At 70.7% G+C, this 12398-nt stretch carries 8 protein-coding genes; 6 read left to right on the plus strand and 2 right to left on the minus strand.

Annotated elements, in window-relative coordinates:
* Window positions 1-174: 174 nt before the first annotated feature.
* Window positions 175-2724, minus strand: a complete 2550-nt coding sequence (locus DEJ08_RS06660) for a glycoside hydrolase family 2 protein (protein ID WP_111055608.1) — start codon at window positions 2722-2724, stop codon at window positions 175-177.
* A gap of 116 nt (window positions 2725-2840) precedes the next feature.
* On the opposite strand from DEJ08_RS06660, the gene DEJ08_RS06665 reads away from it, so the two are divergent.
* From DEJ08_RS06665 to DEJ08_RS06690, 6 genes are read left to right on the plus strand one after another with little or no spacing between them, the layout of a single operon-like run.
* Window positions 2841-4526 (plus strand): ABC transporter substrate-binding protein, encoded by a 1686-nt coding sequence (locus DEJ08_RS06665; protein WP_111055607.1) that lies wholly within the window; start codon window positions 2841-2843, stop codon window positions 4524-4526.
* Between the two features lie 34 nt (window positions 4527-4560).
* Entirely contained in the window at window positions 4561-5550 is a 990-nt protein-coding gene (locus tag DEJ08_RS06670; RefSeq protein ID WP_071247140.1) for an ABC transporter permease, read from the plus strand.
* Between the two features lie 14 nt (window positions 5551-5564).
* A complete protein-coding gene (locus DEJ08_RS06675; RefSeq protein WP_084741308.1) occupies window positions 5565-6605 on the plus strand; it encodes an ABC transporter permease in 1041 nt (346 codons plus the stop codon).
* A complete protein-coding gene (locus tag DEJ08_RS06680) occupies window positions 6602-7558 on the plus strand; it encodes an ABC transporter ATP-binding protein (RefSeq protein ID WP_111055606.1) in 957 nt (318 codons plus the stop codon). The genes DEJ08_RS06675 and DEJ08_RS06680 overlap by 4 nt, the downstream gene beginning before the upstream one ends.
* Window positions 7555-8448: an ABC transporter ATP-binding protein gene (locus DEJ08_RS06685; RefSeq protein WP_111055605.1), complete on the plus strand. Its 894-nt coding sequence runs from the start codon at window positions 7555-7557 to the stop codon at window positions 8446-8448. Before DEJ08_RS06680 ends, DEJ08_RS06685 begins: the two co-directional genes overlap by 4 nt.
* A complete protein-coding gene (locus tag DEJ08_RS06690) occupies window positions 8445-10583 on the plus strand; it encodes a glycoside hydrolase family 36 protein (protein WP_111055604.1) in 2139 nt (712 codons plus the stop codon). Before DEJ08_RS06685 ends, DEJ08_RS06690 begins: the two co-directional genes overlap by 4 nt.
* A 205-nt stretch (window positions 10584-10788) precedes the next feature.
* Here the strand turns inward: DEJ08_RS06690 and DEJ08_RS06695 are convergent, their stop codons facing one another.
* Window positions 10789-12393 carry an MFS transporter gene (locus DEJ08_RS06695; protein ID WP_111055603.1) on the minus strand — a complete coding sequence of 535 codons (1605 nt, stop codon included), beginning with the start codon at window positions 12391-12393 and terminating at the stop codon, window positions 10789-10791.
* Window positions 12394-12398: the final 5 nt, after the last annotated feature.

A 12398-nucleotide genomic window follows, 5' to 3' on the forward strand; every position in this document is an offset into this window, starting at 1 on the left:
TGCGGGACGATCACTCCGTCCGCGGGCTGCGGTGCTGCGGGCTGCCGGGTTGCGGGTGCAGCGGAGGTGTGCGGGCGTGCTCGGGTGACGGTTCCGGTTCGCGAACCCGGGGGATGGTGAACCGGAACCGTCAGCGGCGCGAGGGAACGTCGCCGTCCCCCTAGGGCACCCGGGTCAGGGCAGGAGCGAACCTGCGTGGCGGAGGACGAGCGGGTGGACGAGCTCCTGTGCAGCGATGCCCGGCGCACCCGTCACCGTGAAGGTCACCGACTCGCCGGGGAGCAGGGACACCAACCCGTCGTCGACGCGGGCGGCCGCATCGACGCGGTCGGGGAACAGCGAAACGTCGCGCGCGTACGCCGTCGCCGTCACGGTGACCGTTGCGCCGTCGTCCGTCGCCGACACCACCGTGGACAGGGGCGAGGGCTCGAGTGCCTGGTCGACGACCTCGGCGAAGTCGTGCACGGTGCGGGTGCCGGCTCCCGTGACGACGAGGACCTCGGAACCGGGGTCGCCCGGTGCCGCGAGCGACGACGGCAGCTGCACCCGGTCGGCATCGGCGGGGGCGGCCGCGAGCATGAACGACGACGACTCGAGCACGGCGCCGTCGAAGGTGACGCGGGAGACCGTGACCTCGTCCGCGACCGGCGCCCCGGACGCGTTGACGAGGACGACGTCGAGACCTCCGTCGCCGTCGTCACCCTGGGCACCGGACGAGGGCTGGACGGTGAGCAGCACGGGCTGGTAGGCCTGCCGGACGGCGTACCAGACGGGCTTCCGGATGCCGGCGTGGTCGACGAGGGCCCAGGACACCACGGGCCAGTCGTCGTTGAGCTGCCAGACGACCATGCCGGTGTTGTCGGGTGTGCGGGAGCGGAACCACTCCACGCCGAAGCGGATGGCGTGCGCCTGGTTGAGCTGCGCGGCGAAGTGCCAGTCCTCGATGGAGGTCGGCTCGGGCAGGTGCCCCCGCATGCCGTCGGCGAGCTTCCGGTTGCCCTGGTCGGCCTTCTGGTGCACGAGCATCTCGTGGCCGTCCGGGTCGAGGGGCTCGTCGTGCACCACCGCGGTCAGGGTCGACCACGCCGGCGGGCCCTGGAACCCGAACTCGGCGACGAACCGCGGCTCCCAGTCGGCGTAGGCGCCGTAGTCGAGCCGGTTCCAGACGTCCCAGATGTGCACGCTGCCGTTCCGCTGGTCGTTCGGCGTCAGGTACTCGTCGAACGAGAACGGGCTGCCCGGCGTGTACGGCCGGGTCGGGTCCAGCTCGGCGACGACCGACGGCAGCAGGGAACGGTAGTAGCCGTTGCCCCAGGTCCGCCCGACGAGCGACGGGCGCCAGCCCCACTCGGCGTAGGCGACGAGGTTCTCGTTGTTGCCGTTCCACACGACGAGCGAGGGGTGCGGGCTGAGGCGGGTGACGGCCTCGCGGACCTCGGGGTCGACCTCGTCGGCGAGCCAGGGCTCCTCGGCGTAGGCGGCACAGGCGAACAGGAAGTCCTGCCACACCAGGACGCCGAGCTCGTCGCACCGGTCGTACAGGTCGTCGGACTCGTAGATGCCGCCGCCCCAGATGCGGAGCAGGTTCATGTTCGCGTCGATCGCGTCCTGGATCCGGTCCGCGTACCGCTCGGGCGTCATCTCGGTCAGGTAGGCGTGGTCGGGGATCCAGTTCGCCCCGCGCACCATGACCGGACGGCCGTTGACGCGGAGCAGGAACGGCGCACCGCCGGCGTCGGCGGTGGTGTCGAGCGTGACCGTGCGGAAGCCGACGCGGCCGGTCCACACGTCGTCGCCGACCTCGACCCGGACGTCGTACAGCGGCTGGTCGCCCTCGCCGCGGGGCCACCAGACGGCGACGTCGGGGACCTCGAGGCGGACGGTCGCGGCGCCGTCGACGACGGGACGTGCGCCGACGACCGGGCCGTCGGTGTCGGAACCGGTATGTCCTGCGGACGCGGGGTGCGGGGCCAGGGTGATCCGGGCCTCCAGGCCGGTGCCCGCGGAACCGTCCGCGGACGCGACGGGCGCGCTGCCGATGGCCTGCGAGAAGGAGCCGGTGGAGCCGGCGTGCTCGACGTCGACGTGGGCCGTCAGCACCCCGGTGGTGCCGTCGAGGTCGACGAGCGGGCGGACGGCCGCGATGCGGACGCCGCTCCAGGACTCGATGCCGATCGACTTCCAGATGCCGCTCGTCGCGACGTCGACGCCCCAGTCCCACCCGAAGTTCGACGCGTTCTTGCGGAGCGCGTTGTAGGGGTGGTGGTTGACGTGCGGCAGCTCGCCGCCGTGCAGGGCGGACAGGCGCTCGGCTGCGGGGACCGGCGCGTCGAACGTGACGACGAGCTCGTTCGTGCCCGGTCGGAGCAGGTGCCCGACGGGGAACCGGTACGAGCGGTGCTGGTTGGCGGTGGTCGCGACGACGATGCCGTTGAGCTCGATCGTGGCGAGGGTGTCGAGACCCTCGGCGACGAGGTCGTGGCGGGTCTCGTCCGGCGCGGTCCACTCGAACGTGCGGCGGTAGCGCCAGACGGTGTCACCGATCCACTGGGTGGCGGCCTCACCGTCGCCGTCGAACGGGTCGGGGATCCGGCCGGCCCGCAGCAGGTCGGTGTGCACGCAGCCGGGGACCTGTGCCTCGACCGGTTCGCGGTGCTCCGCCGACTGCTCGGGCCCGGTCACCGCCTCGAGGGTCCACGTGCCGTCCAGGGTGGTCCGCTCCATTGCGTCTCCTCATCGTTACGGGGCCGTGACCCGACCCCTTGACCGCCTTAGTTTACGCGTGTAACAATCACGCTCACAACGTGGACCCTGCGACGACGCAGACCGAGAGGACAACGATGTTCAACCCAACCCGTTCACGGCTCGCCATCGGCGGCGCCGTTCTCCTCGCAGCCGGCCTCGCGCTCAGCGGCTGCAGCTCCAGCGGCACCGCCAGCACGAACGACGCCGCTGCCTCGACCCTGGTGGCGTACACCGGCCAGTCCGGCGACTACCAGATCAACTTCAACCCGTGGTCGCCGTCCAACATCGGCGGCGTCGGCACGATCTACGAGTCGCTCTTCTTCATCACCAACGTCAACACGAAGGACCCGAAGCCGCTGCTCGGCAAGTCGTACGAGTGGAACGACGACGGCACGCAGCTCACCATCACGCTGCGCGACGGAGCCACCTGGAGCGACGGCGAGCCCTTCACCTCGAAGGACGTCGTGTTCACGCTCGACATGCTCAAGAAGCAGAAGGCCCTGAACTCGATCGGCTACGACGGCACCGCGAAGGCCGACGGCGACGACAAGGTGGTCGTCTCGTTCGACAAGCCGTCGTTCGTGCTCGGCCCGAACCTGCTCGGCAAGACCTGGATCGTGCCCGAGCACCTGTGGAAGGACATCGACCCGACCACCGACGTCGTGCGCGAGCCCGTCGGCACCGGCCCGTACACGCTCGGCACCTTCAAGGCGCAGGCGTTCACCCTCGAGGCGAACAAGAAGTACTGGGACGGCGCCCCGGCCGTGAAGACCATCCGCTACCTGTCGCTCTCCGGCAACACCGCCGGCGCCGACGCACTGAAGCAGGGGTCGATCGACTGGCAGACCGGCCCGGTGCCGAACATGGACGACATCCCCGCCAACTACAACGGCTACGACGGCATCACCGTCGGCCAGAACCAGATGGCCCTGCTGACCTGCGCGAACACCGACCTGGGCTGCGCCGGCCCGCAGACCGACCCGGCCGTCCGCCACGCGATCGCCGACGCCATCAACCGCAAGCAGCTCAACTCGCTGGCGTTCGAGAACACCGCGAGCGAGATCTCCCCGACCTTCGCGCTCACCACGACGCAGAAGGACACCATCTCGAAGGACATCGAGCCGGCCGTGATGCCGGAGACCGCCGACACCGACGCGGCCGCCTCGACCCTCGAGGACGCCGGGTGGAAGAAGGGCTCCGACGGCATCTACGCCAAGGACGGCAAGAAGCTGTCGCTCACGGTCGAGGTCGTCACCGGGTGGACCGATTACATCACCGCGATCGACACGATGACGCAGCAGCTCAAGGCTGCGGGCATCGAGCTCAAGGCGCAGCAGTCGTCGTGGAACGAGTGGACCGACAAGAAGACCAAGGGCAACTTCGAGCTCGCGATCGACTCGCTCGGCCAGGGCCCGACGGCGAACCCGTACTACCTGTACAACAACTACTTCACGACGGCGAACACCGCGAAGGTCGGCGAAGCAGCCCCGATGAACATCTCGCGGTACAGCAACCCCGACGTCGACAAGGCCATCGCGAAGCTCGCCACGATCAACCCCGAGGACACCGCGGCGACCCAGCCCGAGCTCGACACGATCCAGGAGCACATCGTCGAGGACCTGCCCTACATCCCCGTGATGACCGGCGGCACGACGAGCGAGTTCCACGCGGCGAAGTTCACCGGCTGGCCGACGGAGGACGACCTGTACGCGTTCCCGGCGGTCTGGGCGAGCCCGGACAACGCCGAGATCTTCAAGGCGCTCAAGCCGGCGAAGGGCTGACACCGATGGGATCGCGACCGAGGGGCACTCGACGATGACCTACTTCCTGCGCAAGATCGGCTTCTACGTCGTCGCACTGTGGGCGGCCCTGACGCTGAACTTCATCATCCCCAGGCTCCTGCCCGGCAACCCGGTGGACATCCTGCTCGCCAAGCTCCAGCAGCGCGGCGGGCAGGTGACCCCGGCGACCCGGGAGGCGTACGAGCTGCTCCTCGGTGGCGATTCCTCGGAGCCGCTCATCTCCCAGTACGGCCACTACCTGGTCAACGTGTTCCGCGGTGACCTCGGCGTTTCCGTCAGTTACTTCCCGGCACCCGTCACCGAGGTGATCGGCAGTTCGCTGCCGTGGACCATCGCCCTGGTCGGGATCGCCACCATCGTGGCCGCGATCATCGGCGTCGGCCTCGGGGCCTTCGTCGGGTGGCGGCCCGGCACCTGGCTCGACTCGTTCGTGCCGGCCACCACCCTGCTCGCCGCGGTGCCGTACTTCTGGCTCGCGCTGATCCTGGTGTACTTCTTCGCGACCGGGCTCCACCTGTTCCCGGCACAGGGCGGCTACGACGTCATCCTGACGCCCGGGTTCAACTGGGACTTCATCGTCTCGGCGGTGCAGTACGGAGTGCTGCCGGCGGTGACGATCGTGCTCGCGTCGCTCGGCGGCTGGCTGCTCGGCATGCGCAACATGATGGTGTCGACGCTGTCCGAGGACTACATCACCACCGCGCAGGCGAAGGGCCTGTCCGACGGCAAGATCCTGCGGAACTACGCCGCACGGAACGCCGTGCTGCCGTCCGTCGCCGGGTTCGCGATCTCCCTCGGGTTCATCGTGTCCGGCTCCGTCGTCACCGAGCAGGTGTTCTCGTACCCGGGCATCGGGTCGAAGCTGCTGTCCGCGGTGACGAACAACGACTACGCGCTCATGCAGGGCATCTTCCTGTTCATCACCCTGGCGGTCCTCGGCGCGAACCTCGTCGTCGACCTGCTGTACGGACTGATCGACCCGCGCACGCGGGCCCGGAGCTAGGGGAGGAGACGACCATGACCAACATCCAGCAGGAGACCGAGCCCACCATCGGCGCGCTGACCGAGGAGGCCGACAGCACCACGTCGATCGCCACCCGGCGCGCGTCGAAGGGCGGCATCCGCAGGTTCCTCCCCACCCTCACCCCCTGGCTCGTCACGGGCATCGCGCTCGTCGCCGGCGTCACGCTGTTCGGGGTGATCGGACCGCTGCTCGTCGGCGACCCGACCACCATCCGCGACACCGGGCTGCAGGGACCGAGCGGCTCGAACGTCCTCGGCACCACCCAGACCGGTCAGGACGTCCTGGCCCAGCTCGCCTTCGCCACCCGGGGCAGCCTGCAGATCGGGCTCATCGTCGGCGTCCTCGCCACGGTGCTGTCCGCGTTCTTCGGCATCCTCGGCGCCTACCTGGGCGGGATCATGGACGAGGCGTTCTCGCTGTTCTCGAACGTGTTCCTCGTCATCCCCGGCCTGCCGCTCGTCATCGTCATCTCCGGCCTGGTGCCGCGTGAGGCCCGCGGGCTCTGGACCATCGCGGTCGTCCTGGCGATCACGTCGTGGGCCGGGTCCGCCCGGGTGCTGCGGGCGCAGACGATGTCGATCCGCAACCGCGACTACGTGTCCGCTGCCCGGGTCGCCGGCGAACGGCCCTGGCGGGTCATCGCCGTCGAGATCCTGCCGAACCTGCTGCCGGTGCTCGCGTCGCAGTTCGTGTTCGCGGTGATCGCCGCGATCCTCGGGGAGGCGGGGCTGTCGTTCCTCGGGCTCGGGGCGTCGAACTCGTCGACGCTCGGCACCATGCTCTTCTACGCCCAGAACGGCTTCGCGCTGGCGAACGGCGCCTGGTGGTGGTTCGTGCCGCCGGGCCTGCTCATCGCCCTGCTCGGCATGGGCCTGTCCCTGGTGAACTTCTCGATCGACGAGGTCATCAACCCGCGACTCGCGAACGTGCGTGCGCAGCGACGGCGCGACCGTCGTGCGAAGCGTGCGGCCCGCTCGGGAGGCCCGACCCGCGTCGCCACCGCCGGTCACGACACGAAGGGGGTCGCCCGATGAGCGCCACCGACACCGCACGACCGGTCACCTCCGACGTCACGGGCGACGGCCGCCGGCCGGCCGTGCTGACCATCGACCACCTCGACGTCGTCTACGAGACCGAGCACCCCGTGCACGCCGTGAAGGACGTCTCGCTCACCCTGGCGCCCGGCGAGATCCTCGGACTCGCGGGGGAGTCGGGCTGCGGCAAGACGACCCTGGCGTACGCCATCACCCGGCTGCACCGGCCGCCGGCGAAGGTCACGTCGGGCAGCATCACGTTCCACGACCGCGACGGCACCGACGTCGACCTGCTCGGCCTGCCGCACGAGCAGCTCCGCGCCGTGCGGTGGTCGAAGCTGTCGATGGTGTTCCAGGGGGCGATGAACGCGCTCAACCCGGTCACCACGATCCGTGCCCAGCTCGACGACGCCCTGGTCGAACACCGCAAGGGCCTGCCCCGCAAGGAACGACGGGCCATCGCCGAGGACGCCCTGCGCCGCGTCGGCGTCGACCCGTCCCGCATCACGGCGTACCCGCACGAGCTGTCCGGCGGCATGCGGCAGCGCGTGATGATCGCGATGGCGATGCTGCTCGAACCGCAGATCATGATCATGGACGAGCCGACAACCGCGCTCGACGTCGTGGTGCAGCGGGAGATCCTGCGCGAGATCGTCCGACTGCGCGACGAGCTCGGGTTCGCCGTCGTGTTCATCACGCACGACCTGCCGCTGCTGCTCGAGATCAGCGACCGGATCGCGATCATGCTCCGCGGCGAGGTCGTCGAGTGCGACCGTGCCAGCGTGATCCAGCACGACCCGCAGCACCCGTACACGCGGAAGCTGCTGCAGTCGTTCCCGAGCCTGTCCGGGGCCCGCGGCGCGTTCATCCGCACCGGGGTCGAGGACGGCGCCGAACCCGAGACCGACACCCGGGCCGTCGTGGTCCAGGCAGCACAGGAGACGGACCGATGACCAGTGTGACCGTCAGCCACCTCGGCAAGGACTTCCACACCCGCAAGGGCCTGAAGCGCACCACTCTGCGGGCCGTCGACGACGTGTCGTTCGACCTGCTGCCCGGCCGGACCGTCGCGCTCGTGGGGGAGTCCGGCTCGGGCAAGTCCACCATCGCGCGGATGCTCGCCAAGCTCGAGACCCGGACGCGCGGTTCGATCGACGTGCGGCTCGAGGACGGCACCCCCGTCGAGGGCAGCATGTACCGGCGGCACGTGCAGATGGTGTTCCAGGACCCGTTCGCCTCGCTCAACCCGTTCCACTCGATCGAGCACCACATCGCCCGACCGCTGCAGCTGCACCACCGGGCCCGCGGCGCCGACGAGACCGCCGACAAGGTGCGGGAACTGCTCGGCAGGGTGAACCTCGACGAGGACTTCGCGTCACGGCGGCCGCACGAGCTCTCCGGCGGGCAGCGGCAGCGCGTCGCCATCGCCCGCGCACTCGCCCCGGGCGCCCAGGTGCTCATCGCCGACGAACCCGTGTCGATGCTCGACGTCTCGATCCGCCTGAGCGTGCTCAACCTGCTCGGCCGGCTGCAGCGCGAGGACGAGCTCGCCGTGCTCTACATCACGCACGACCTGGCGACCGCGCGGCACTTCTCCGACGAGATCCTCGTGCTCTACCGCGGCCGGGTCGTCGAGCGGGGACCGTCGGACGCCGTCATCCTCGACCCGCACCACGACTACACCCGGCTGCTCGCCGAGGCCGCCCCCGACCCGGAGCGCACCGAGCGCCGGATCACCGCGGGGCCGCCGCTCGACCGGACGAAGATCGACAACACCACCTGCTACGACCACACGATCGGGGACTGGGTGTCGAGCCAGCCCGCACCGGTCGGGGCGCGATGAGCGACGGGCCGACGTTCGTCGACTGGGTCGCCGACGGGTTCGCGGCACGGTTCCGGGTCGGTGCGGACCAGCCCGCGGCGCTCGTGTCGTTCGTGCCGGCCGGCGGAGCGTCGGCCGGCGGAGCGCTCGCCGGTGGCACGCTCGCTGACGGGCCGGACGACCCGCAGCCGCTCGTCGAGCTGACGACGATCGGGCACGGGCGGTTCCCGGGCGGGTTCCGGCACGTGGACTCCACGATCGGGGCACGACTGCGGCCCGTGTCGCACCACGTGCACGACGACGGGACCGACCTGTGGTTCCGGATCGTGCAGGCGGACGCGGCCACGGGCCTCCAGACCGAGTCGGTGTTCCGGGCGCGCGCTGGCGTGCCCGCGTTCCAGACGTGGACCGAGGTGTCGGCCGAGCACGGTGAGCACGTCGTGGACTCCTTGTCGTCGTTCGCGACCGGGGCGTTCCTGACCGACTCGGGCGCCACCGTCGACGAGCTCGCCCTCGTGCACGCCGACAACGACTGGGCAGCGGAGAGCCGGTGGCGGACCGATCCGCTGCGATCGATCGGGCTCGCGCGCATCGACCGGGAGGCCCAGCACCACCCGCCCCGCAGCCGCGCCGTCGTGCAGAACCGCGGCTCGTGGTCGACCGGCGAGGCGCTGCCGATCGGGGTGCTGCGGGCGGAGGACGCTGTGTCGCTTCCGTACGCGCTCGTCTGGCAGGTCGAGCACAACGGGCCGTGGCTGTACGAGCTCGGCGAGACCCGGCGGCACGCGTACGTGCTGCTGAGCGGCCCCACCGACCAGGAACACCAGTGGACCACCGTCGTCACGCCGGAGCAGCCGTTCACCTCGGTGCCGGTGTCCGTCGGGATCGCCGGGTCGATCGACGACGCCTTCGGGGTGCTCACCCGGCAGCGTCGGGCGTTCCGGCACGTGCGGGAGGCCGACCGTGCCCTGCCCCTGGTGTTCAACGACTACATGAACACGCTCATGGGCGACCCGACCACCGAGAAGCTCCTGCCGCTCATCGACGCGGCCGCCGACGCCGGCGCGGACCTGTTCTGCATCGATGCCGGCTGGTACGCCGAGGGACACTGGTGGGACACCGTCGGAGCGTGGGAGGAAGCGGCGTCGCGGTTCCCGACGGGGCTCGGGGCCGTCATCGACCACATCCGTGCGCGCGGCATGCTGGCCGGCCTCTGGCTCGAGCCCGAGGTCATCGGCATCCACTCGCCGCTGGCCGGGACCCTGCCGTCGTCCGCGTTCGTCGAGCACCACGGGGTCCGGGTCGCGGAGCACGGGCGGCACCTGCTCGACCTGCGCTCGGCGGAGGCCCGCGCACACCTCGACTCGGTGGTCGACCGGCTCGTCGGGGAGCTCGGGGTGACGTTCTTCAAGATGGACAACAACACGATGACCGGGCCGTTCGTCGGGATGCTCGACCACCAGCGGGCGCTGCTCCACTGGCTCGACACGGTGCAGGAGCGGTACCCGGCACTGCTCATCGAGAACTGCGCCTCGGGAGCGATGCGCGCCGACTGGGCCATGCTGTCCCGCCTGCACATGCAGTCGACATCGGACCAGCAGGACCCGGTGCTGTCCGCCACGATCGCCGCCGCCGCTCCCGCTGCGATGCTGCCCGAACAGGCGGGGAACTGGGCGTACCCGGCGCCGACGATGGACCCGGAGTTGTTCACACTGTCGCTCGTGAACGGGGTGCTCGGGCGGATGTACCTGTCCGGGTACCTCAACGAGATGTCGTCGTCGCAGCGTGCGGTGGTCGGTGACGCGATCGCGGCACACCGGCAGGTCCTGGAGGTCGTCGAGGCGTCCGTCCCGATCTGGCCCCTCGGGCTGCCCGCCTGGGAGGACCCGTGGACCGCACTCGGCCTGCGCGCCTCCTCGGGCGACCTGTACCTGTCGGTGTGGTCGCTGCCCGGTGCGTCGGCGTCGGTGTCGTTGCCGCTGCCGGTGTTCGCCGGGCAGGCGGTGGTCGTCGAGCCACTGTTCCCGACGGCACTCGGGTCGTGGTCCGTGGCGTGGGACGCCGCTTCGGGCTCGCTCGAGGTCGCGAACGGCGGATCGACCCCCACAGCGCGGGTGCTCCGCGTCCGGTCGCAGGAGGCGGACGCGGGGGCCTGAGCGGGCGCGCGTCGCGATGGCAGGGCGCGCGCTGGAGCGGACGGGAGGCACGGTGCGGGCAGGCACCGTGCCTCCCGTTTCGTCGGTGGTCGCGTCCACGGCGCGGGGGACGCGGGTTCGTGTCCGCGCGGTGACGGTTCTGGTTCAGGATCCTCGGGGATCGTGAACCAGAACCGTCAGGAGCGCTGCAGAACGGGGTCCCCGGTCACGCCTGGTCCTCGTCGTCGGGGCGTCGTGGAGCCCGGAGGCGCAGGGTGGCGCCGAGGCCGATGACCAGGAAGCCGGCGGCGGAGAAGGCGGCGGCGCGGGTGCCGTCGGAGAACGCGTCGGCGGCGTCGGCGCGCGTGGCCCCGTCGAGGCCGGAGATGGCTCCGCCGGAGGACTGCACCACGGCGTCGGCGATCTTCGTCGCGGTGGCGGCCGGGGTGCCCGCGTCCTGCAGGCGGTGCTCCAGGATGCTGCCGGTCGAGGTGAACAGGACGGTGCCGAGGACGGCGATGCCGAGCGCCGAGCCGATCTGGCGCGCGGTGCTCTGGGCGCCGGACGCCTCACCGCTGCGTTCGACGGGGACGTCCTGCAGCACCACACCGGTGAGTTGGGCCGTCGCGAGCCCGACGCCGAAACCGTAGACGAACAGGCACGGCACGATCGCCCACCACGGCGTCGACGACGTCACGACGAACCCGATCGCGGCGACCCCGACGATCTCGGCGCCGATGCCCATCCGGACGATCGGCAGTGCTCCGACGCGTTGCCCGACCGTGGCGGCGGACCCGCTCGCGACGAACGACCCGATCGCCAGTGCGAGCAGCACGAAGCCGGTCTGCAGGGCGGAGTACCCGAGCACGTTCTGCAGCCAGAGCGGCAGCGACAGGATGATGCCGAACTCGCCGAGCGACACGATGAGTGCTGCGACGGAACCGTTCCGGAACGAGCCGATGCGGAACAGGTCGAGTGCGATCAGGGTCGAGCGTCCGGCCCGCTGCCGGCGCAGGGAACGGACCACGAAGGCGGCTCCGGCAGCGACCGCGATCACGAACGCGACCGGGATCGGGGAGACCGGGCCGTCCCACGACCACGAGCCGATGGTGAGCGGCGTCGACGACGGGGTCCACCAGCCGTAGGTCCGGCCCTCGATGAGCCCGAACACCAGGGCGGCACTCGCGATCACGGACAGCAGCGCTCCGACGAGGTCGATGCGGCCGGTGTGCCGAGCATCCCGCGACTCCTGCACGGCGACGGCGAGCCCGACGAGGATGACCGCGACGATCGGGACGTTGATGCCGAAGGCCCACCGCCACGAGAAGTCCGTCGTCAGCCAGCCGCCGAGCAGCGGGCCGACCGCGACCATGCCGCCGATCGTCGAGCCCCACACGGCGAAGGCGATGCCACGCTCCCGGCCGGTGAACGTCGCGTTGAGGATCGAGAGCGTGGTGGGCAGGACCATCGCGCCGCCGATGCCCTGCAGCACGCGGGACACGACGAGGAGCTCACCGGTCGGCGAGAGCGCGGCGAGCACCGACGCCACCGCGAACACGATGACGCCGGTGGTGAGCAGGCGTCGGCGGCCGAACCGGTCGGCCACGGACCCGAAGACGAGCAGCAGGGCGGCGAACACGAGCGTGTAGCTCTCCTGCACCCACTGCACCAGGGTCGAGCCGATGTCGAGGTCGGCGACGATGCTCGGGATCGCGACGTTGACGATCGTGGAGTCGACGATGATGAGCGCCACGGCGAGGCTGATCACCACCAGGCCGAGCCAACGACGACGGTCCGGCGTGGTGGCGGGTGCTGCGGCGGGAGCGCTCATTCCGG

This window comes from Curtobacterium sp. MCLR17_054 (assembly GCF_003234335.2).
Classification (GTDB): domain Bacteria; phylum Actinomycetota; class Actinomycetes; order Actinomycetales; family Microbacteriaceae; genus Curtobacterium; species Curtobacterium flaccumfaciens.

Excerpts from the sequence above, each read along its gene's own strand:
- DEJ08_RS06660 (WP_111055608.1), bottom strand. The coding sequence starts at position 2,724 with ATGGAGCGGACCACCCTGGACGGCACGTGGACCCTCGAGGCGGTGACC.
- DEJ08_RS06665 (WP_111055607.1), top strand. The coding sequence starts at position 2,841 with ATGTTCAACCCAACCCGTTCACGGCTCGCCATCGGCGGCGCCGTTCTC.
- DEJ08_RS06670 (WP_071247140.1), top strand. The coding sequence starts at position 4,561 with ATGACCTACTTCCTGCGCAAGATCGGCTTCTACGTCGTCGCACTGTGG.
- DEJ08_RS06675 (WP_084741308.1), top strand. The coding sequence starts at position 5,565 with ATGACCAACATCCAGCAGGAGACCGAGCCCACCATCGGCGCGCTGACC.
- DEJ08_RS06680 (WP_111055606.1), top strand. The coding sequence starts at position 6,602 with ATGAGCGCCACCGACACCGCACGACCGGTCACCTCCGACGTCACGGGC.
- DEJ08_RS06685 (WP_111055605.1), top strand. The coding sequence starts at position 7,555 with ATGACCAGTGTGACCGTCAGCCACCTCGGCAAGGACTTCCACACCCGC.
- DEJ08_RS06690 (WP_111055604.1), top strand. The coding sequence starts at position 8,445 with ATGAGCGACGGGCCGACGTTCGTCGACTGGGTCGCCGACGGGTTCGCG.
- DEJ08_RS06695 (WP_111055603.1), bottom strand. The coding sequence starts at position 12,393 with ATGAGCGCTCCCGCCGCAGCACCCGCCACCACGCCGGACCGTCGTCGT.